At 49.6% G+C, this 21330-nt stretch carries 14 protein-coding genes and 8 pseudogenes; 10 read left to right on the forward strand and 12 right to left on the reverse strand.

Annotation, left to right across the window (positions count from 1 at the left end; genetic code table 11):
• Positions 1–12 precede the first annotated feature (12 nt).
• The 4 genes from ACOTX5_RS19775 to ACOTX5_RS19790 form a co-directional block, all read right to left on the reverse strand.
• The gene (locus ACOTX5_RS19775; RefSeq protein WP_001180999.1) at positions 13–252 is read right to left on the reverse strand and encodes a hypothetical protein; all 240 of its coding nucleotides are present in this window, start codon (positions 250–252) and stop codon (positions 13–15) included.
• A gap of 249 nt (positions 253–501) precedes the next feature.
• Positions 502–1914: a hypothetical protein gene (locus tag ACOTX5_RS19780; RefSeq protein WP_022646499.1), complete on the reverse strand. Its 1413-nt coding sequence runs from the start codon at positions 1912–1914 to the stop codon at positions 502–504.
• Between the two features lie 153 nt (positions 1915–2067).
• Complete coding sequence (locus ACOTX5_RS19785; protein ID WP_000140246.1) at positions 2068–2397, reverse strand: hypothetical protein; 330 nt, start codon at positions 2395–2397, stop codon at positions 2068–2070.
• Between the two features lie 204 nt (positions 2398–2601).
• A complete protein-coding gene (locus ACOTX5_RS19790; RefSeq protein ID WP_021242119.1) occupies positions 2602–5877 on the reverse strand; it encodes a P-loop NTPase fold protein in 3276 nt (1091 codons plus the stop codon).
• 858 nt (positions 5878–6735) lie between these two features.
• Here ACOTX5_RS19790 and ACOTX5_RS19795 point away from each other — a divergent pair.
• From ACOTX5_RS19795 to fghA, 6 genes are all read left to right on the forward strand, one after another.
• Positions 6736–7032 carry a helix-turn-helix transcriptional regulator gene (locus tag ACOTX5_RS19795; protein WP_017384073.1) on the forward strand — a complete coding sequence of 99 codons (297 nt, stop codon included), beginning with the start codon at positions 6736–6738 and terminating at the stop codon, positions 7030–7032.
• 536 nt (positions 7033–7568) lie between these two features.
• Positions 7569–8266 (forward strand): IS1 family transposase gene (locus tag ACOTX5_RS19800; protein ID WP_223479951.1). Its coding sequence is split into 2 segments (ribosomal slippage): positions 7569–7818 and positions 7818–8266, totalling 699 coding nucleotides; the frame shifts between segments, so codons are not numbered across the junction.
• A gap of 113 nt (positions 8267–8379) precedes the next feature.
• The gene (frmR, locus tag ACOTX5_RS19805; protein WP_017384071.1) at positions 8380–8655 is read left to right on the forward strand and encodes a formaldehyde-responsive transcriptional repressor FrmR; all 276 of its coding nucleotides are present in this window, start codon (positions 8380–8382) and stop codon (positions 8653–8655) included.
• A gap of 34 nt (positions 8656–8689) precedes the next feature.
• Complete coding sequence (frmA, locus tag ACOTX5_RS19810; RefSeq protein WP_017384070.1) at positions 8690–9799, forward strand: S-(hydroxymethyl)glutathione dehydrogenase; 1110 nt, start codon at positions 8690–8692, stop codon at positions 9797–9799.
• A gap of 43 nt (positions 9800–9842) precedes the next feature.
• The gene (locus ACOTX5_RS19815) at positions 9843–10241 is read left to right on the forward strand and encodes a VOC family protein (protein WP_012561111.1); all 399 of its coding nucleotides are present in this window, start codon (positions 9843–9845) and stop codon (positions 10239–10241) included.
• 64 nt (positions 10242–10305) lie between these two features.
• The gene (fghA, locus tag ACOTX5_RS19820; RefSeq protein WP_012561110.1) at positions 10306–11142 is read left to right on the forward strand and encodes an S-formylglutathione hydrolase; all 837 of its coding nucleotides are present in this window, start codon (positions 10306–10308) and stop codon (positions 11140–11142) included.
• A gap of 27 nt (positions 11143–11169) precedes the next feature.
• Here fghA and ACOTX5_RS19825 read toward each other — a convergent pair.
• From ACOTX5_RS19825 to ACOTX5_RS19850, 6 genes and pseudogenes are all read right to left on the reverse strand, one after another.
• Positions 11170–11322, reverse strand: a pseudogene (locus tag ACOTX5_RS19825) (resolvase); the annotation flags it as partial.
• Between the two features lie 114 nt (positions 11323–11436).
• Positions 11437–11713, reverse strand: a pseudogene (locus ACOTX5_RS19830) (IS3 family transposase); the annotation flags it as partial.
• Between the two features lie 16 nt (positions 11714–11729).
• A complete protein-coding gene (locus tag ACOTX5_RS19835) occupies positions 11730–12806 on the reverse strand; it encodes an IS110 family transposase (protein WP_000227969.1) in 1077 nt (358 codons plus the stop codon).
• Positions 12807–13078: 272 nt separating this feature from the next.
• Positions 13079–13267 (reverse strand): annotated as a pseudogene (locus ACOTX5_RS19840) (DDE-type integrase/transposase/recombinase); the annotation flags it as partial.
• 80 nt (positions 13268–13347) lie between these two features.
• Positions 13348–14856 (reverse strand): group II intron reverse transcriptase/maturase, encoded by a 1509-nt coding sequence (ltrA, locus tag ACOTX5_RS19845; RefSeq protein ID WP_001189111.1) that lies wholly within the window; start codon positions 14854–14856, stop codon positions 13348–13350.
• Positions 14857–15528: 672 nt separating this feature from the next.
• Positions 15529–16217: pseudogene (locus ACOTX5_RS19850) on the reverse strand (IS3-like element ISEc52 family transposase); the annotation flags it as partial.
• An 81-nt stretch (positions 16218–16298) separates the two neighbouring features.
• Between ACOTX5_RS19850 and ACOTX5_RS19855 the strand changes: the two are divergent.
• From ACOTX5_RS19855 to tnpC, 3 genes and pseudogenes are all read left to right on the forward strand, one after another.
• Positions 16299–16619: pseudogene (locus ACOTX5_RS19855) on the forward strand (IS66 family insertion sequence element accessory protein TnpB); the annotation flags it as partial.
• A complete protein-coding gene (tnpB, locus tag ACOTX5_RS19860; RefSeq protein WP_016151369.1) occupies positions 16616–16966 on the forward strand; it encodes an IS66 family insertion sequence element accessory protein TnpB in 351 nt (116 codons plus the stop codon). The pseudogene ACOTX5_RS19855 and the gene tnpB, both read left to right, overlap by 4 nt.
• Before the next feature lie 30 nt (positions 16967–16996).
• A pseudogene (tnpC, locus tag ACOTX5_RS19865) lies at positions 16997–18589 on the forward strand (IS66 family transposase).
• Between the two features lie 199 nt (positions 18590–18788).
• On the opposite strand, the pseudogene ACOTX5_RS19870 reads toward tnpC, so the two are convergent.
• Together ACOTX5_RS19870 and ACOTX5_RS19875 are read right to left on the reverse strand one after the other, a co-directional pair.
• Positions 18789–19073: pseudogene (locus ACOTX5_RS19870) on the reverse strand (copper-binding protein); the annotation flags it as partial.
• 56 nt (positions 19074–19129) lie between these two features.
• Positions 19130–20098, reverse strand: coding sequence for an IS5-like element IS903B family transposase (locus tag ACOTX5_RS19875; protein WP_022649395.1), 969 nt, complete (start codon positions 20096–20098; stop codon positions 19130–19132).
• A 153-nt stretch (positions 20099–20251) separates the two neighbouring features.
• On the opposite strand from ACOTX5_RS19875, the pseudogene ACOTX5_RS19880 reads away from it, so the two are divergent.
• Positions 20252–21232: pseudogene (locus ACOTX5_RS19880) on the forward strand (FAD-dependent oxidoreductase); the annotation flags it as partial.
• Positions 21233–21330: the final 98 nt, after the last annotated feature.

Below are 21330 nucleotides of genomic sequence, written 5' to 3' on the forward strand. Positions count from 1 at the left end.
CACCACACTGATTCAGTATTCCTCCTGAACCCCATTAGGCTCTGTTGTGATTTCATATTTAATTCCGCCAGGTGCTCCCACAGCGTCCGCGACCGACTCACACAGCAGCGAGAGATCGTTGAGGGTCATTGGGTGTTCAATGTCCAGCGTGAAGAGTTTCCCGGCTTGCTTGGCGGCTGTCTTGTCAGCATGTTCGGCATTAAAAAGGTATACGGTGTGTTTTTCCTGAGCGGGTGTATTTTGATTTTGCATTGATGATCCTTTTGTTTAGTTCCCCGATTCCGGGGGTGAGTGAATTAATTTAAATTTATATTCGTCTGGTTTAATTAGAACGTTTCCACGCTATGCGTAAACAGGTAATGCAAGGGCTGTATCAACAGGATTAAAGTTACTTTTCTGGATGCAGCAACGCTTGGACATGATGTCCACATTACATCACGATCAAAGCTAAGTTTTTTTTGTATAACCCCTCCATTTTCGTGTGTTTCGCGTTTCAGACGCTTATACGACCTGCTTGACCATCCTCATCAGAAGGCGGTTTAACAGTCCTTTCGCTGTCGGGCGATTGCTATCGACATAGTAAAAACCTGTTTTGGTCGTACCGTGAGCACTGCTCAGCACCCTCAGTTCCCAGATAACGTCACGGATAACGCCGCCATTTTCTGGCTTAAGGCATTCAGATAAATGGCGCATGAAACGAGCTCTTACGGCACGGTAATAGCGGAACTCCTCTGGCTGGTTAGTATTTTCTTTCACCCGGAGTCGCTGGTTACACAGAGTTAGAACTGCATCCATCATTCCCGCCTTCAGCTTCGCCTGGATCGCACCTTGTTGCTGTTCCCTCTCACCTTCGAGTAACGTTAAAATTCTTTCTCCGAGTGCCGTCTTGTTGTGTACGTGCAACTGAACACAGGCAGCTACGCATGCCCAGAATCTGAACTTTTTTATCTGTCCACGCAATTTCCGGGCTACAACCTGACGGTATGCAGAATCACTGAGTATTTTAAAACGCCGACTGGCAACCAGCTCTGGAAGCGACACTCTGTCGCCTATCCCCAGGCGGGAAAAGGTTTGTCCCCGTTGTGCGAGACGATGATAGACAGCGCCCTTGCCTTTTGAAATTCGGACCGCGCCATAACGAAGAAGATACTGAGCAGCAGTCGTTGGAGTAAACTCACCGTCAGCGATGCGCTGGCGTAACCCGTCGTATTCATGCCAGATAATCCAGGACGCCGTATCTTCTTCAACAGTCAGCTCATCCTCTTCCTCGAATGCCACGACGACAGAACTGCTCTCTCCGGTCTTTAGGCTACGTGAAGCCCTGGGGTCAGCCTGCCCGTCAAAATAGGTCATCAGCGGCAACGTATCAGTCAGTCCATCATAAGCTGTACCGAACCGGCCTCCGGGCAGTTTCATCCAGAGTGGAGCTGGCATTGGTGTACGGGGCACAGGCTGCATGTCAGGCTCATCCTCAAGAAGGTCCAGATCGGCCTCTTCCCAGACCCTGCGATAGATCTCAATTGCCCGAAACGGGCGAGGGTTGAAACAGTGCAACGACCAGAGGAAATCAACGTGGATCACGTTTGCTTCCTGTACAAGCCGAAATTGTGGCTCAGCCATACGACGGTTATAAGCCGTATCGTCAACCTCGCCGGAAAGTAGCTTTCTGCGATGCTCTGCCGCACGTCTTGCTTCAACATAATCAAGGCTGCAACAGGCATGAAAAAGACGTTCAGTCAGGGACGAAGAAAAGATATTGGGTTGAAGACGCACATATCCGCCTTCGAACACTTTACGACCGATATAATCCCGCAGGCTCCAGTCGTACTGGATCTTAGAAAGAAATCGCTGAAGACGACTCAGGCCAGCCTGATAACCGTATTTCTCCGGGTCAGTTCGAAGGAGCGTTTCCATTGAATGGTCAACCCCTACTGCTGTGCAAAACGAACACCCTATAATTCTGATCATTTAGAAATTTTTTTGCGTTTAAAATCAATGAATTGAAAGATTTCATTTTTCTAAGTCTGATAAAACAGATGAAAACCCAACTGACTATACTCATAAAACTCAATCTTTGCGCTGCTGTACGATACCAGTAATTACAGGTGCCGAGTTTAACATCATGAAAAGTAGCCCAATAATGAATGACGCAACGCCAGCTGCGGTGCCTAACTTCTGACTGAACACCATTGAAACAAAGTACATATTTGGGATAAAAACGGACATAGCAATCACGAAAAGTAACTTATTCAGATAATTATTTATTCGGGTCTTAACCTCAACTCTATCATAAAAAGCCATCGAAACGTAAGCAGTTATCAGTGAATAAAAAGACCATGTCATATAGTTAACCGATTCATTAAATGCCTCTCGCAAAAGCAAAGCACTTTCTGTCATTCCCTACCTCATTAAATCAATAGAAAATAAATCTGAATAATTTATTTTTAAAAGAAAAGAACACAACATAACTTCAGTAGTTATGATTAATCCCTGAATGATTATTTCTTAGCAAGATATAACATGCTTAATGTATATCAGGCAATAAAAAAACTCCCAAAGACCACCGCTGTGGTCTTCAGGTATAGGATTTAAAGAACGAACTCAGTCCGGAAACGTATCACTATCTTCTGTAACGTCCGCTTTCTCTGGTAACATTCTGTTTTTAATATACTGTGAATTCCTGCAGATGAGAGGAAAAATCTCCGAGTTATTCATTATACAACTCGTTGCCGTACGGGCGTCCTCCGGAGACCATGATGAAAATGAAAACGTCTGACGGTCAAGCCATTGAGACAATAATACATTATCAACAGAAGCGCTAAACAGCGCCGCAATAGCCCTGCGTTCAACGGCCTTCTCAGGTTCAATAAACGACAACTCATTATGAAAACGGGTAATAATCGCAATACGGCTGTCAATACGAATATGTCTTTCAAGTAAGACATCGTGCAACTCATCAAGTACAGTCTCTCTCTGGGTATCGTCGAGGCAAGACCACAGAAAATGAATGTTCTCGGCATTTGTGACAACGTCTGGCTCTGCATCACGGAACCATGATGCAAAGATACCCACACTACCTTCCATCCGGATATGCTGCCCCTGAAGTTGCATTTGTTCAAGGATAAAGCGCATGTTCACAGGAAGAACCGTAAAACACTCAATAAGCCTTTCAGAAGAACTAAATACTCCACATGCCAGGGCGTTCAGCTTTTTCTTCAAAATATCAAACTGCTCACCTGACTGATATACGTCATGGAGAAATACTGGACCCATAGCATTCACATCAGACTCAATTATTTTCTCTGACAGTGCTTTTTGACGCTCTCGCACAAATATTAAAAGAGAGGTTGCATTTGTAGCTTCTTTGATGACGTCATACTGACCTTTAACAAAGCTCAGGACAGGTATATTCACCAGAAGACCTAAATCAACAATCCTGCCAACAGCATTTTTGATGTACGGCAGAACATTTTTATCCTTAAGTGCTATAAAGATACTCTCGGCAGTACGTAGATAACGAAGATATGCAGCCAAAGCCAGGTCAAACCGTTCCTCACCAATATGTTCACTGTACGACTCGATACCGGCATAGTTACCATGGAGCACCATGTGAGCAACAGCCTGTGCAGCAAATTCCGCAGGGAAGAGATTCCTCGTCGCCGTATTATTAAGATAATATTGATTTAAAACATTATTATTCCAGTCCGGGCTCAGAACAATTTTTCTGAAATGGATAACGTCCTCAACAACCTGACGATTTTTAAGCGTCATTATTGCAGAGCTAACCTGAGCCCCACCTGTACCATCATTCTTTCCAATTACGTTCTGTACCGCCTTCGATGCAATATTGATATGCCGGATAATTCCCGGATTAAAAAGGTCTATCTGAGGTTGCTCAGCTCCATAGCGTAACATCTCCTCCCGACCGTGATTTCCGATATCTAGTGTGCCAATTTTCAGGTTTGACAAGGTCTCTTCATTATTGACAAGGTATTCCACATAAAATACGCCATCTACAAAATTCTCCATTTTATTCAGTAGTGATTCACCGGCCAGAACAGAGTATGAATCAGCTTCCTGCAGCAACGTCTTCGTGGATTCAGCCTCCAATTTTTCTGAATCCTGAATTTCATCAAGTTTACTCACAATAAACGATATTTGCCTTTCGACGAAAGGCTCTAGGCTTATCCGCCCGTCAGCCATCAGTTTCTGCAGACTCAATACGAAACCTTCATCATTCTTTTCTCTGAGTGAAACAGCATAACTCTGATTCAGCATTTGCACTGCGACTTTGAGTTGCGGTTCGGCGAGAGCCTGACACTTCTCATCCATCCGGCTATAAGAAACCAGCCAGTCTCGCATCTGAATATGTGGTGCCACTCGCTGCCATGCTTCAGCGAAACCCCACAAGGCCGTCAGTTCTTCAAGCCGTGGGATATTTATAGCACCAATCGCGTCTTTAAGAGGCGTATCAAGCAACTCGCTCCTGGCAAGCTCCACCGTGGACTGATAGTGGATGCTCATCAGAAATTCGCTCCATCTTTCTGTATCGTTATTAAAAATTCGGGATATTTGTTGATAAGTTAGCGAGAGCATCTCGTCAAAATCATCCGGAGCAATACCGGGTTCGGTCTGACTAGCTTTGGGATCGCGAAGTAATACTTTAATATCTCGCTCCCCGTATCTGACCACCAGTAAGTAGAGAGCAATAAGAATATGGCGATGATCTTCTGTTGCAGGAACGGTAAGGTTCAGAATATGAATATCATTAACAAACTTCTTCATTAATCGCGGTGTGATACGAGGATACTCAGAGGGTTTCCAGCGCTCAAGCAACACCGTTGCTTCCCGGCACGCTATCCCTGCATCCTCATTTACTGTTTCTTTCCAGTACTGCCTTAACGCTTCCTGCCATCCTGCCGAAATAAGAGGAGGAACCTGAAAACTTACAGGAATCCGCTTTGCAATAAACTCACGCCCGCTGAAACCCGCCACAGAAAGTGAGGCTGAAACCTGTCTTGCCGAATAGGGCACCACTATCCTGAAGTGTTCATGAGTGGCTCCGGCAATAAGCTCCATATCACTCCAGAGCTCTTTCACTTTGTCTGCACTGATTCGGTCCAGATTATCAATGATAAGGATGAAGCGATCTCCATGGGAAATGACCTCTTTGGAGGTAAATCCCTGCAGAGCTTCAGCCAGCTCAATAGCTCCGACCTCCTTATTAACTAGCCAAGTCTCTTCAATCCTGTCAGTACTGTTGCGTTTGAACAAATCACCAATACTCGAATACCCTTTCTTTCTGTACCATTCCATGTTCTGCAGGCATGCCAGTCCTGCGACCATAATGGCAGGAGAAAGAAACGCGGCCACCTCAACATAAAAAAGCCACCCTAATAATGACTCCTTGTTAGTAAAATATTGATTAAGGTCTGTTAGCACATAACGAAGCATCTGCACGGAAAGCAATGACAGTAAAATAAAAACGACGGTCAACCAGCTTAGCCTGCTGCTGACCCTCTTGTCGTATTCAACGATGTTACCCAGAGCCAGATTTTTATACTTATCCAACACATCCCGGGAGCCCGGACATTGTAGGCTGACCCCGTGGTGGATGACATCGATAAGCGCTTTTTTAGTTGAGCCATGATGGTAACGTTCTGCATCAAAGTTAATGAACGTAAAATCATCTTTAAGCTTTTTCTGCAGGAACTTCAATATTGTTGACTTACCTGAACCCAGCTCACCTTCCAGACCAATAATATTGACATCAGGTGTCCTGATGATCTGAGCCACATTCTCTGCAACTTTTTCATGACTGCTGCCTCTAAACATATCCTGGTCAGCGGGTGATTCCGTCTGCAATCGTAGAGTCATTCAGCAATTTCCTTCGTTATAACGTAAGATTCTTTCACTATTAGACACAGTACAGAGCCCACAGCAACCAAATGACTGCAGCCGGGGCAGTTTAGTTTTAAGCATGCATAAGCCGATTTCGATGGAATCCCTTTCACACAATAATATTGAATTGAAGCAATGAAAACATTAATGTGTTTGTTGTGACTAGCTGCAGGGGCCTGGAAGAAATTCCAAAGCCTGACAAACCGGAACAGGGCTTGCTCTGCTCCGGTTTTATCCAGTTCATCTTGAAGCCCTTGTTTTTGTTACATATCCCTGCTCACTCTTTCAGCCATTGTTAAGCTTCTTGTGTGTAATCTGCGAATAATACGGATGCAAAATTGATGCAATGGATTATACATACCTACAGCGCACGTTACGCTGAGCTGAATCGAATTTCAGAGAACGTTCTTCGCTATTACCCTGCCCAGCCAGTTGAACACATTTTATCATCCGGCCCCGAGAGTGACATGTTCTCTGCCTGGTACAGCCTTCATCAGAGTCAAACTAGACGTTATTTACAGGCAAAAGAAGACAGCTACAGAGCTTAAGTCTGACATTATTCGTGGCTGTGTCTGCCTTCGGAGTTTTCAGCTTATCCCGATAACAGCGGTTTTGAAAAATTGACGTTTTTTACACCGGTACATTGCCCGAACGCAATCTCCCCCGTAGCGAAATACCGCCCCGCAGAAAATCGTCCATGCTCGGCATGCCCCTGGAACATCAGCATCTTTTCAATAAAGGTTTTACAGCCTATAGTCTGTATAACACAAAATACACCTTACCTGCTGTATTACAGGGCGGTACTCCCTACTCAGTCTGCGAGGCAGGTCACTTATGAATAATCAGTTCCCGATAAAAACGCTGAACCAGCTCAGACCTGTGCTAATCGGGTTTCGCAAAATCAAGGGCTTCACGCAAAAAGATGTGTCTGAGAGGCTTGGCGTAACGCAGCAAACCTATGCCCGCCTGGAAGCAAACCCTGCTAGCGCCAGTATTGATCGTCTGTACAAGGTATTCAGTATTCTGGGCGTAGAAATAACGCTGTCATCTATTTCCCCTTCACCCTTCATTTCCCACACAGAGATGAGGGGGGCATTTGACAGCACTCCCGCCAGACGGGAGAAATGGTGACTATTAGAAGTTTGCTAGTTTTGTCGAATGACGCCAACTACATGTCCGCATCCATCGAGTAGTGGCTTCAAGCCACGATTGTCACTGCCTCCGCTGCCTTTTTCCAGTAACTCTCTCCTTTTAATTCTAATATTTAGGGGTGTCAACGCAAAGCAGAAACGGCACCTTCTTTGCGAGACAGAAATGACCTGTGATTGCCTGGCCGATTTATGGCAGCTAAGTGCGAGAAGCGGATATAGCGAATTCGCCATTGTACGGGATTAGCAGGTTTACTGAAGCAACCTGCGATGGCGTTATGGCAATAGTCAGTCCCCTGTCCAGTCGGCATAGGTGGCCACCTCGTCACCGCCGGGGATAAACTGATTGAAGCCTCCGCGCAAAATCACTTATTCTTTTCCGTTAATAAAATGCAGGAGCAAAGTCATGACTGGCGAAATTCGTGGGCGAGGCAGGCCACGAAAAACAGAGAGTACCTATACAGGGTAAGGGTGCCAACTTACTGATTTAGTGTATGATGGTGTTTTTGAGGTGCTCCAGTGGCTTCTGTTTCTATCAGCTGTCCCTCCTGTTCAGCTACTGAAGGCGTGGTGCGTAACGGTAAAAGTACTGCCGGACATCAGCGCTATCTCTGCTCTCACTGCCGTAAAACATGGCAGCTACAGTTCACTTACATCGCCTCTCAGCCCGGTACACACCAGAAAATTATTGATATGGCCATGAATGGCGTCGGATGTCGCGCCAGTGCACGCATTATGGGCGTTGGCCTCAACACGATTTTACGACACTTAAAAAACTCAGGCCGCAGTCGGTAAACTCACGCATACAACCGGGCAGTGACGTTATTGTTTGCGCGGAAATGGACGAACAGTGGGGTTACGTCGGCGCTAAATCACGCCAGCGCTGGTTGTTTTACGCGTATGACAGGATACGGAGGACGGTTGTGGCGCACGTATTCGGTGAACGCACGTTGGTCACGCTGGAGCGTCTTCTGGGCCTGCTGTCGGCCTTTGAGGTCGTGGTATGGATGACGGATGGCTGGCCGCTTTATGAATCACGCCTGAAGGGAGAACTGCACGTTATCAGCAAGCGATATACGCAGCGCATTGAGCGGCATAACCTGAATCTGAGGCAGCATCTGGCAAGGCTGGGCAGGAAGTCACTGTCTTTCTCAAAATCGGTGGAGCTGCATGACAAAGTCATCGGGCATTATCTGAACATAAAACACTATCAGTAAGTTGGAGTCATTACCGGTGCTCTGATATATTTATTATACTATAGTGGGGTATGTGTTGATCTTAATGTAATACTCCCCTATAGTATAAGAAATACAGAGCAGTGAGGTAAGCAATGCCCAGTACTCCTGAAGAGAAAAAAAAGGTCCTAACCCGGGTTCGCCGTATCCGGGGTCAGATTGATGCTCTGGAAAGAGCACTTGAAAGTGGCGCTGAATGCCGTTCCGTTCTCCAGCAAATCGCCGCCGTCCGGGGCGCCGCTAACGGACTGATGGCAGAGGTGCTGGAGAGCCACATACGGGAAACCTTTGACCAGAATGACAGCTACAGTCATGAAGTCAGTAAATCAGTTGACGATACGATTGAGCTGGTTCGTGCCTATCTTAAATAGGTGAGGCCATTATTACATTGAGGATATATTACGTATGAAATCACGTGCCGCTGTTGCATTTGCACCAGGGAAGCCCCTGGAGATTGTTGAAATTGATGTTGCTCCGCCTAAAAAAGGCGAGGTGCTGATTAAAAACACCCACACAGGTGTCTGCCATACCGATGCCTTTACCCTCTCAGGGAATGACCCTGAGGGCGTTTTCCCGGTGGTTCTCGGCCACGAGGGAGCCGGTATCGTCGTTGAAGTTGGTGAAGGCGTCACCAGTGTGAAGCCGGGTGACCATGTTATTCCGCTCTACACCGCTGAATGCGGGGAGTGTGAATTCTGCCAGTCCGGTAAAACGAACCTCTGTGTATCGGTTCGCGAGACTCAGGGCAAAGGACTGATGCCTGACGGGACCACTCGCTTTTCATACAACGGTCAGCCTCTTTACCACTACATGGGATGTTCCACATTCAGTGAATACACCGTTGTGGCCGAGGTTTCTCTGGCAAAAATTAACCCGGAGGCGAACCATGAACACGTCTGCCTGTTGGGTTGTGGCGTGACTACCGGTATTGGCGCCGTCCATAACACGGCTAAAGTGCAGCCGGGCGATTCAGTTGCCATTTTTGGTCTGGGGGCAATTGGTCTGGCTGCGGTACAGGGGGCCCGTCAGGCAAAAGCGGGACGTATTATCGCTATCGATACTAATCCGACAAAATTTGACCTGGCCCGTCAGTTCGGGGCCACTGACTGCATTAACCCGAATGATTATGACAAACCGATTAAAGATGTTCTGCTGGATATCAACAAGTGGGGTATTGACCATACCTTTGAATGTATCGGTAACGTTAACGTCATGCGTGCAGCGCTGGAAAGTGCTCACCGTGGGTGGGGGCAGTCCGTTGTCATTGGTGTCGCAGGGGCCGGACAGGAGATTTCCACCCGTCCTTTCCAGCTGGTCACCGGGCGCGTATGGAAAGGTTCCGCGTTTGGCGGAGTAAAAGGCCGCACTCAGCTCCCCGGTATGGTCGAGGATGCCATGAAGGGGGATATTGACCTTGAGCCATTTGTAACCCATACGATGACACTGGATGAAATCAATGACGCCTTCGAGCTTATGCATGAAGGCAAATCTATCCGGACAGTGATTCATTACTGATCCCATCAGAATTTTAATCAACTCAAACTGAAGGAAGTGGAAAATGACAACTCCGGTAATTTCTGGTGACGGCATCTTTTCTCATGTGTTCATTGGCGCAGCCGATGTCGAGAAATCCTCCGCATTTTACGATGTCGTCCTGGGCACGCTTGGTATCAATAACCTCGGCCCGTTTGGCAACGGCTGGGTACTCTATGGCCGCGAAAAGCCGGCATTTATCATTGCCCGTCCGGGCAACGGTGAAGCACCTTCCGCTAACGGGGTGACTGTCGGCTTCGCTGCTGCCACCCCGGAAGAGGTTGATGCTTTCCATGCTGCCGGCCTTGCCGCCGGTGGAGCTGATGAAGGTCAACCTGGCCCGCGTGGTCACCTTCCCGGGGCCTATGCTGCCTACCTGCGGGATCCGGCGGGTAACAAAATCACGGCGTATACGTTTATCTGACGTCCGGATTTAAAGATACTTCCCCTGGCTTCGGTCAGGGGAAATAACCATGAGATAACGGCTGATGGAACTCATTGAGCAGCATGCCAGCTCTGGCGGCTGGCAAAACGTGTACCGGCATTATTCACAATCCCTTAATTGTGAAATGAATTTCGGTGTGTATCTTCCTCCCAAAGCAGTAACAGAAAAACTGCCGGTACTATACTGGTTGTCGGGCCTGACCTGTACTGAGCAGAATTTCATCACCAAATCAGGTATGCAGCATTATGCAGCCCGGCATAACGTCATCGTTGTTGTCCCGGATACCAGTCCCCGGGGTAATAATGTCCCGGATGCCGACAGTTACGATCTTGGCCAGGGGGCCGGTTTTTATCTGAACGCGACGGAACAGCCGTGGAATGTTCATTACAGGATGTATGACTATATTCTCAGAGAGCTTCCGGATGTCGTCATGAATCATTTTCCTGCAACGGCAAGAAAATCTATATCCGGTCATTCTATGGGAGGGCTGGGTGCTCTGGTGCTGGCTCTGCGAAATCCTGGTGAATATGTGAGCGTATCAGCATTTTCCCCGATAGTATCGCCTTCTCAGGTGCCATGGGGGCAACAGGCATTTAGCGCTTACCTGGGTGAAAACAGAAAAACGTGGGAAGCCTACGATCCAGTCAGCCTCATTTTACAGGGTGAAAAATTACCAGAAATCTTCATTGATCAGGGGCTGAGTGACGCCTTTTATGAAGAGCAACTGCGCACCAAAATCCTTGAGAGAGTATGCAATGAGATGAACCTCAATGCGTCGTTCCGATATCATACTGGATACGACCACAGCTATTATTTCATTTCCAGCTTTATTGGTGAGCACATTGCTTACCATGCCAACAGGCTCAGGCTGTCAGCATGAGTTGATTTCCAGCCTCAGAAAATGTGCTTAATTTTCAGGCCTGAACAGGGCCTGAACCCTGCAGACCTGAGATGTACTGTAACTGGTGGCTTCAGCAGTTTCTCTTATGCTCAGTTTCTTGACCTGTCGGTAATACAGAACTTTCTTATGTCGTTCCTGATCGGCCTGTTTGCCCCGGTGAATAGCCACGGATAATCTAGACACTTCCGAGCCGTTGATGGACTGACCCCGCCCCGGTAGACGATCCTGCCCTATAGTTTGGACTGACCCCACGCCTGTAGACAAATCCTGTCCTCACGACGAGGCCTGTTCGAAGGCCTCCGGACTGACGCCGCCGAGGTGGCTGTGGCGCCGGGACCGGTTATAGAAGACTTCAATGTAATCGAAGATCCGCCCGGGCCAGATCCCTGGTTTTATATATGCGTTTTCTGATCCGTTCTTTTTTCAGCGAACTGAAGAACGATTCGGCCACCGCATTATCCCAGCAGTTGCCACGCCGGCTCATGCTCGGCGCCAGGTTATTGGCCCGGTAGAAGCGCTGCCAGTCGTCACTGCCGTACTGGCTGCCCTGGACGCCCTTCTAAGAGTCAAGCTGTTATCGGGATACTGTTGATCCGCCTGTTTTGATTGCGCAGTAACGTGTAAACTTCGCGGGAGATATATCGCTTTAGACAGCGTATCGCTTCCATTTTTGTATGTCCTTCGGCTACACGCCTGGCGACATATTCCTTTGTTTTTGCGTCAGTTCGTAAGCGTCCGATGGCGATGATGTGAAGTGCACTATTTGCAGCACGATCTCCACCACGATTAAGTCGGTAACGGTTCGTTTTTCCAGAAGAAACGGGGACCGGGCTGACACCACACAGTGCCGCAAATCCTGATTCTGATCTTAACCGTTGAGGATTGTCTCCGGCAGTGATCAGCAACTGTGAAGCGCTTTCGTATCCGATAGCATTACGTTTAATCAGCTCAGGTGCCAACTCGTCGACAATTGCCGCAATCATGACATCCAGATCAGCGATTTCGTCATGTAACTCGAGATAGCGTCGGGCAAGGGACTTTAATGAAATGCGATAAACGTTGGTTACATTGCGGTATTCACTGGCATCAGGTCTCCAGGAACCCAGGGTCCTGATGAGCTGCATGCGCGTCATATTTCTGAGCTGTTCACGTAATTCATCCGGGGCAGAGATAATATTTGAATGGATAATCTGGAGAGCGACTCTGCGGGCTGATATTGCTGTTTTTCGGCAAGTTTTTAATACCCGCAGGGACTCAATCATGCCATCACGCGTTTTGGGAGTAACTGTCCTGATGCCTGAGAATGCTGCATGAGCGGCACATTCAGCATCAATTGTGTCACTTTTACCCCGTTTGCGTCGCTCCATCCGGTCTGGAGCAGTCACCTCAAGAACTTCTAACCCGGCGTTCTGAAAATAACGAAGCAAACCGGAACCATAGGTACCTGTGCACTCAACACCAATTCGCTTTAATGTCCCAAACGAGGTCATCCATGCCAGCATCTGCCGGTAACCTTGTCGTGTTGTGGAGAAATACTGAGTCCCAAGGACTTTATTGTTCTGATCTACGACAGCGGCAACGTGCAAATCTTTATGTGTATCCACGCCACCCACAACGGCAGCTTCGGTAACTTTATCAACCATGACAGAGCTCCTGTGAGGAAACAGAGTTGAATCTCCAGACAGATAACCTGGACAGGACAGTAACGAGACAAGCCGTCAGGCCCTTCTTGAGTCACGCGCATCGGTGAGGAGATGCCTCGCATGAAGGCGCTTCCGGCAACCGACGGGTCCAGGGCAGGACACAAAAGGTCGATCGCTGTGTGAGTCAGGATGCGGGAAGGTCTTCACTGCATCAGTAATCACACCAATCTGGTTAAACGGCAAACTAAGTGGTGGTAAAGACTGACATCGGCATTATTACTATCGCTGTGGAACATCACCCCGACGGGCTTACCACGGGTTTCCCATGCCATTTCCAGTGCTTTCATGGTGAGCCTGCTGTCCGGCGAGAACGACATGGCCCAGCCCACTGGTTTTCTTGCGAACAGGTCGAGAACAACGGCGAGGTACGCCCAGCGCTTACCCGTCCAGAGTAGAGTAAGAGGCAGGGCGTAGTCGGACTATTTCCCTGCCTCTCCTCCCCGAACCGGACGTGCACCTTTCAGCGCATCCGGCTCTCCATTTAAATGCTGGCGAACGCCATTGCCACTTCTGTAAAGCGCGATGTATACGTGTTTCTGGTCTCCGTCCTCAGATAGGGATTACCTTCGGGTAGCCGCCAGCGGAACAGCTTCTTGCCTTGCCCCACCAACCGGTACAGTATTTCGCCGCTGAGCTTGCCGTGATTGGTTTTACCAAATAAAACCCACGTTTTGCTCTGACCCGGTTTCGGTGATTTACACCACCACCTCATCAGGGAAGCGATACCTGTACGGTATTTGCGGGCCAGCCAGTGAGCCAGCTTCCAGAACACGACACGGTCGATATAACTGAAGACTTTGGCCTTAAAATCAACGAACTGATAGAACATGGCCCAGCCTTTCAGTTTTCGGTTGAGTTGTTCAGCCATATCGACTTTGCTTTCACTGTAGTTGCCTGATAACAGTGCTGTCAGCGATGCGGCGAAGTTTCTGGCTTTCTCCTGCGGGATCGTTGAGACCACTCGCATCTCGCCATAACGACTGCGTTTGCGAATGATCCTGTGCCCCAGAAAGATAAAGCCGTCATTAACATGGGTGATTTTAGTCTTATCCATGTTCAGCCTGAGTTTCAGACTGCCTTCGAGCACACCCCGACACTCCTCCCTGATGGCTTCCGCCTGTGCTTTGGTGCCTTTGACGATGAGGACAAAATCATCGGCATAGCGGCAGTACGCCACCGCGGGTTTCCACTGCCAGTTTTCTCTGACCGCCGTACTTCGGCCCCGTTGGATACTGTTATTCCAGTACCACCGATCTTTTCTGGCTTTCCCGCTCAGGTAGCGCTCATGCAGGTATTGATCGAACTCATTCAGCATGATGTTCGATAATAGCGGCGATATAACACCGCCCTGTGGTACACCTTCACTGGCCGCCCGAAAGAGACCGACATCGATATGTCCCGCCTTGATGGTTTTCCACAGCAGAGTCATGAAACGTGCGTCACTGATCCTGCGGCGTACAGCCTTCATCAGCAGTCGATGATGTACGGTGTCGAAGTAACTGGACAGGTCGCCTTCAATCACCCAGCGTCCCCGGGTTTCACCACAGTCTGTGAGCTGTAATTTCACCGTGCGGATCGCGTGGTGGACACTGCGCTCAGGCCGGAAGCCATATGAGAGCGTATGAAAATCACTCTCCCATATCGGCTCCATCGCCATCAGCATGGCCCGCTGAACAATACGATCCCGCAACGCGGGGATACCCAGTGGTCGCAGTTTGCCGTTGCTTTTAGGGATGTAAACCCGTCTGGCGGGCAAGGGCTGGTAGTGGCCTGAGAGTAATTCATCCCTGAGGATTTGCAGCTCAACAGCCAGTCTGGCCTGTAGCATTGTTTTGTTCACGCCATCAACGCCGGGGGTATGGGCCCCCTTTGATGAAAGCGTGATCCGCGCCGCTTCAGCCAGCCATTCTGGTTGTGTTATCAGACGCAGCAGCCGTTGAATCCGTAGGGACGGATCGGTGGCTGCCCATGTGGCAAGCTTGCGTTGCATTTCGCTGATTATCAAAGGTCTTCACCTCGTTAGGTCAGTTAATTCACGTCGCAAACACATTCAAACTGCTTCCCTTCGCCATGTAATGGGCTTTCCCCATCGCGGACTACTACGGAAGCTCCGCCAGCCAGCGCGTCATCGGAGCCATGCCCCCTTAACATCCGTCGCTGACCTTCCCCGGTTTACCTGCCTGGACTCAGGCATACTGAGGAGGCTGCCCGTCGCACTCTTTATCCTTGCTTGCCGCAAGTTGGCAGAAGTCAGCAACGCAAGCGTGATAGACGCTGCTGCCCCGGTGTTTCGCATACATGTCAAAACACCTTCGACCGGCAGTGCTTACGTATCACTGCCAGTTCCTCCTGCACGGCCTGTCAGATCACGTAGGCCGTGGTGACGTTTTCAACCCACAGAGGCGGATTAACGGGTTCATGTTCTTCAGCCTTTCAGTACTTAACCTTGAGGATCATCTCGGCTTAGTGATCTCGCCTCAATCCCCGTTGTCAGCGGGTTACATCACCCTGCGGGCATGCCGCAGGTCACTGCCGCTCAGGTTCTCCACCGTCACACCCGGTGGGATTGTTGGGTTTCTCATCGTGAGTTACCGGTTCAATATTCCAGACAGACTCGCGGTTCATTTAAGCATCCATGCCCGCCCTGAACTCCGGGCACACTATAGGTCACATCACCGCACCACACCTGATTTGGTTCCGTTACGGCGAACTGTCGCTCAAGATGATTCGGGATAGCAACGTGCTCATGACCGCCACGCTTATACCGGTGAGTCGGCTGCTGGCAACTGACCAGCCCCAGCTCTTTCATGAGTCTGCCAGCAAGCCAGCGCCCCATCTGGTAACCTCTCTGGGTTGCCATTGTGGCGATGCTTCTTGCTCCGGCAGAGCCGTGGCTGATGCCATGCAGTTCAAGTACCTGACTGCGTAATACAGCCCGTCTGCCGTCTGGCTTTTCAGGACGGTTTTTCCAGTATTTGTAGCTGCTGCGATGAACCCCGAACACATGGCAGAGAGTGGCCACAGGATAACGCGCCCTGAGTTTCCCGATTATCGAGAACTGTTCAGGGAGTCTGACATCAAGAGCGCGGTAGCCTTTTTTAATATTTCATTTTCCATTTCAATACGTTGTAGCTTTTTCCTGAGCTCACGGATTTCAATTTGTTCCGGGGTAATGGGGGAGGCTTTTGGTGTTTTGCCCTGCCGTTCATCACGTAATTGTTTCACCCATCGCGTCATTGTGGAAAGGCCGACATCCATAGCGCTGGCTGCATCTGCCACGGTGTAGTTCTGGTCAACGACCAGTTGAGCGGATTCGCGTTTAAACTCTGCGCTGAAATTTCTTTTTTTCATTATGACACCTGTGTTGTTCTGAGGTGAGCATATCACCTCTGTTCAGGTGGCCAAATTCAGTAAACCACTTCATATCAGCCTGGAGCCTGTGTTGCCCGGTTGGCGCGGGATAATGGAATTAATGACAATCTGCTGTTTACCTGGCGCCAGCGTTACAGACATCTTCTGCCCGATGAAATACAACGGTCAATCAGAGAGCAAGACTCTGTTATCCCCGTTGTCCTGCCTGATATGGTCCTGTCACACCATGCTGAGCCGCACTATGAACCCGCCGCTCCAGCCTGCCGCGAGGCCATGACATGCGAGGTGACTGTCGGCGGTGCCAGCCTGCGTCTGTCCGGGGATTTATCACCTGCACTTCTGAAAACGCTGATCCGCGAGCTGAGCGGGAGGAGCCGATGATACCCTTACCGTCAGGCACTCGTATCTGGCTGGTTGCCGGGGTCACCGATATGCGTAAGTCCTTCAATGGTCTGGGCGAACTGGTCCAGCATGTTCTTGATGACAATCCGTTCTCCGGCCACCTGTTTATCTTCCGTGGTCGTAAAGGTGACACCGTGAGGATCCTCTGGGCTGATGCTGACGGTCTGTGTCTGTTTACCAAACGTCTGGAAGAGGGACAGTTCGTCTGGCCTGCTGTACGCGACGGCAAAATCGCCATCACCCGCTCACAACTCGCCATGCTCCTCGATAAGCTGGACTGGCGGAAACCTAAAACTGCACGCCTTAACTCACTGACGATGTTGTAAAAAGCGCATGACCGCATTATAAATGGGGTCATGAGTCAGGACTATCTCGCCCGTATCGCTGCGCTGGAAGACGCGCTTCGCCAGAAAGACAGCCAGCTCAGTCTCGTTGCTGAGACTGAGTCGTTCCTGCGTTCAGCGCTGGCCCGCGCAGAAGAGAAAATAGAGAACGAAGAGCGTGAAATAGAACATCTGCGGGCTCAGATAGAAAAACTGCGCCGAATGCTGTTCGGTACCCGTTCAGAAAAGCTACGCCGGCAGGTCGAAGAAGCCGAAGCCCTGCTGAAACAGCAGGAGCAGCAAAGCGATCGTTACAACGGCCGGGACAATGATCAGCAGGTTCCGCGTCAGTTGCGCCAGTCCCGTCATCGTCGCCCGTTACCGGAACATCTTCCCCGCGAAATAAACAGACTGGAGCCAGCTGAAACCAGCTGTCCTGGTTGCGGTAGTGATATGGCCTATCTCAGCGAAGTCAGCGCGGAGCAACTGGAGCTGGTCTCCAGCGCCCTGAAAGTGATCCGCACGGTCAGGGTGAAAAAGGCCTGTACCCGATGCGACTGCGTCGTTGAAGCGCCAGCGCCCTCACGTCCTATCGACCGGGGCATCGCCGGGCCGGGTCTGCTGGCCCGCGTGTTAACGGCCAAATACTGTGAACACCTGCCGCTGTATCGCCAGTGCGAAATCTTTGCCCGTCAGGGTGTGGATCTGAGTCGTGCGCTGCTCTCCAACTGGGTGGATGCGTGCTGCCGGTTAATGGCCCCGCTGGATGAAGCCCTCTACCACTACGTGATGGACTGCCGCAAACTGCATACGGATGACACTCCGGTGCCCGTGCTGGCGCCGGGCAGAAAGAAGACGAAAACCGGGCGTATCTGGACATATGTCCGTGATAACAGAAGCGCGGGTTCATCAGATCCGCCAGCGGCATGGTTCGCCTTCTCACCGGACCGACAGGGGAAACACCCTCAGCAACATCTTCGGCACTATCATGGCGTGCTGCAGGCAGATGCCTTCGCAGGGTACGACAGGTTGTTCAGCGCAGAGCGTGAAGGTGGCCCGTTGACAGAAGCGGCATGCTGGGCTCATGCGCGGCGCAAAATCCATGACGTCTATATCAGCACCCGGACGGCCACAGCAGAGGAGGCTCTGAAGCGCATCAGTGAGTTATACGCGATAGAAGAGGAAATACGCGGCCTTCCGGCATCTCAGCGGCTGGCCGCCAGACGGTCCCGAAGTTAACCGTTGCTGATATCCCTGCATGACTGGTTGGTGGAGAAAAGTGCCACTCTGTCGAAAAAATCCCGGTTAGGCGAGGCGTTCGCTTATGCACTGAACCAGTGGGATGCCCTGTGTTACTACTGCGATGATGGTCTGGCAGAGCCGGATAATAACGCTGCTGAGCGCGCGCTACGAGCGGTCTGTCTGGGCAAGAAAAACTACATCTTCTTCGGCAGTGATCATGGTGGTGAACGTGGTGCCCTGCTGTATGGTCTGATCGGAACGTGCAGGCTGAACGGTATCGATCCAGAGGGTTACCTTCGCCATATCCTGAGCGTATTGCCGGAGTGGCCCATCAACAAAGTGGCCGAACTGCTGCCATGGAACGTAGATCTCACCAATAAATAGCCGTCAATACGGCGCTCACTTAACGCTTACGTTCACCTGAGGTGTTTTTGTAGTTATCTGGCGTTACGTGACAGTGTTGGTCAGATACTTCCACCTCTTCAGAGTTAAAGTTTGATATATGGGAAAAAAACGCTCCCGGACGGGAGCGTAAGCCAGTGACTTCGGCGTCAAATGAGGGTCTGACAAGTGGAGCTGCGGGTTAATTCTGGGTGATCTGGCTGCGATGCTTTTCAGCCTGCTGCTGATGAATAACGGAAGATAGACCATTATTCGCCTTCTCATGCACAACAGCGGCTTTCTCATGCTCGTTCATTTCGGAAAATGGCTTAGCAGTTTCTTGGGTGTTCTCAGGTTTGGATTTCATCATTTTTTTATGCATTTCAGCCATGTCCTGATGGGCAGCAGAATTGCCGTTTTGCATCATTTCATGGGACATTGCGGCCTGATCGTGACCGCTCATATCCATCATTTTCATGCTCTCCCCGGCTTTGTTGAATAAATCAGATTTCGGGTAAGTCTCCCCCGTAGCGGGTTGTGTTTTCAGGCAATACGCACGCTTTCAGGCATACCTGCTTTCGTCATTTTGTTCAGCGCTCGTACCAGGGCCATAGCCTCTGCAACCTGACCATCGTAGTCACGCAGTGTCAGTGAACCTCCGAACAGCTGTTTTACCCGGTACATCGCCGTTTCCGCTATCGAGCGACGGTTATAATCTGTTGTCCATTTCCACCGCGCATTACTCCCGGTCAGCCGCTGATTCGCAACAGCACGGTTACGGTCTGCATATTCACCGGGCCAGTAACCCGCGCCTTTTCGGGGCGGGATAAGCGCGCTGATTTTCTTACGCCGCAGTTCATCGTGACAGAGCCGGGTGTCGTAAGCGCCGTCTGCCGATGCTGCCCTGATTTTTCTGTGAGTCTGCCGGATAAGACCCGGGAAGGCTTCTGAGTCCGTCACATTGTTCAGCGACAGGTCTGCACAGATGATTTCATGTGTGTTGCTGTCAACTGCCAGATGCAACTTTCGCCAGATACGGCGGCGTTCCTGGCCATGTTTTTTGACTTTCCATTCGCCTTCACCAAAGACCTTCAGCCCGGTGGAATCAATCACCAGATGCGCGATTTCACCCCGGGTGGGCGTTTTGAAACTGACATTAACCGACTTTGCGCGCTTGCTGACACTGGTGTAATCCGGGCAGCGCAACGGAACATTCATCAGTGTAAAAATGGAATCAATAAAACCCTGTGCAGCCCGCAGGGTCAACCTGAACACGCGTTTAATGACCAGAACGGTGGTGATGGCGAGATCAGAATAGCGCTGAGGTCTTCCCCGTGATGAAGGCGTTGCCGACTCATACCAGGCCTGAATAGCTTCATCATCCAGCCAGAAAGTTATGGAGCCACGGTTGATGAGGGCTTTATTGTAGGTGGGCCAGTTGGTGATTTTGAACTTTTGCTTTGCCACGGAACGGTCTGCGTTGTCGGGAAGATGCGTGATCTGATCCTTCAACTCAGCAAAAGTTCGATTTATTCAACAAAGCCAAACAGAAGCCACTGGAGCACCTCAAAAACACCATCATACACTAAATCAGTAAGTTGGCAGCATCACCTTTTGCGTCTATAGTCATGATGTCAAATGAACGCGTTTCGACAGGAAATCATCATGAATAAATATCAGGCAGTTATTATTGGTTTTGGCAAGGCTGGAAAAACATTAGCCGTCACGCTGGCAAAAGCAGGTTGGCGTGTGGCTCTCATCGAACAATCAAATGCAATGTATGGCGGGACCTGTATTAATATCGGCTGTATCCCAACCAAAACATTGGTTCATGACGCACAGCAGCACACAGATTTTGTCCGTGCCATACAGCGTAAAAATGAAGTGGTTAATTTTTTACGTAATAAGAATTTTCATAATCTTGCGGATATGCCCAATATCGACGTGATCGACGGCCAGGCGGAGTTTATCAATAATCATAGCCTGCGTGTTCATCGGCCTGAGGGAAATTTGGAGATTCATGGCGAGAAAATTTTTATTAATACCGGTGCACAAGCCGTGGTTCCGCCAATTCCTGGAATTACCACCACGCCTGGTGTATATGACAGCACCGGATTACTTAATCTAAAAGAATTGCCTGGGCATTTAGGTATTTTGGGCGGCGGATATATTGGCGTTGAGTTCGCCTCTATGTTCGCTAATTTTGGCAGCAAAGTAACCATTTTAGAGGCAGCTTCGCTGTTTTTGCCTCGGGAAGATCGGGATATTGCTGATAATATCGCGACGATTTTACGCGATCAGGGCGTCGATATTATCCTCAATGCCCATGTGGAGCGAATCAGTCACCATGAAAATCAAGTGCAAGTGCATAGCGAGCACGCCCAACTGGCGGTGGATGCACTGTTAATAGCTTCCGGTCGTCAACCGGCTACCGCTTCGTTACATCCAGAAAATGCCGGTATCGCAGTAAACGAGCGCGGGGCAATTGTCGTTGACAAGCGATTACATACCACCGCAGACAATATTTGGGCGATGGGAGATGTTACCGGCGGGCTGCAATTTACTTACATATCACTGGATGATTACCGCATTGTACGTGATGAGTTACTGGGTGAAGGCAAACGTAGTACTGATGAATCCCCTAATGATTTTGGTAAAAATCATTAAGTTAAGGTGGATACACATCTTGTCATATGATCAAATGGTTTCGCGAAAAATCAATAATCAGACAACAAGATGTGCGA

Source organism: Enterobacter cloacae complex sp. IR5441 (assembly GCF_049238215.1).
Taxonomy (GTDB): Bacteria; Pseudomonadota; Gammaproteobacteria; order Enterobacterales; family Enterobacteriaceae; genus Enterobacter; species Enterobacter hormaechei_C.

Excerpts from the sequence above, each read along its gene's own strand:
- ACOTX5_RS19775 (WP_001180999.1), bottom strand. The coding sequence starts at position 252 with ATGCAAAATCAAAATACACCCGCTCAGGAAAAACACACCGTATACCTT.
- ACOTX5_RS19780 (WP_022646499.1), bottom strand. The coding sequence starts at position 1,914 with ATGGAAACGCTCCTTCGAACTGACCCGGAGAAATACGGTTATCAGGCT.
- ACOTX5_RS19785 (WP_000140246.1), bottom strand. The coding sequence starts at position 2,397 with ATGACAGAAAGTGCTTTGCTTTTGCGAGAGGCATTTAATGAATCGGTT.
- ACOTX5_RS19790 (WP_021242119.1), bottom strand. The coding sequence starts at position 5,877 with ATGACTCTACGATTGCAGACGGAATCACCCGCTGACCAGGATATGTTT.
- ACOTX5_RS19795 (WP_017384073.1), top strand. The coding sequence starts at position 6,736 with ATGAATAATCAGTTCCCGATAAAAACGCTGAACCAGCTCAGACCTGTG.
- frmR (WP_017384071.1), top strand. The coding sequence starts at position 8,380 with ATGCCCAGTACTCCTGAAGAGAAAAAAAAGGTCCTAACCCGGGTTCGC.
- frmA (WP_017384070.1), top strand. The coding sequence starts at position 8,690 with ATGAAATCACGTGCCGCTGTTGCATTTGCACCAGGGAAGCCCCTGGAG.
- ACOTX5_RS19815 (WP_012561111.1), top strand. The coding sequence starts at position 9,843 with ATGACAACTCCGGTAATTTCTGGTGACGGCATCTTTTCTCATGTGTTC.
- fghA (WP_012561110.1), top strand. The coding sequence starts at position 10,306 with ATGGAACTCATTGAGCAGCATGCCAGCTCTGGCGGCTGGCAAAACGTG.
- ACOTX5_RS19835 (WP_000227969.1), bottom strand. The coding sequence starts at position 12,806 with ATGGTTGATAAAGTTACCGAAGCTGCCGTTGTGGGTGGCGTGGATACA.
- ltrA (WP_001189111.1), bottom strand. The coding sequence starts at position 14,856 with ATGCAACGCAAGCTTGCCACATGGGCAGCCACCGATCCGTCCCTACGG.
- tnpB (WP_016151369.1), top strand. The coding sequence starts at position 16,616 with ATGATACCCTTACCGTCAGGCACTCGTATCTGGCTGGTTGCCGGGGTC.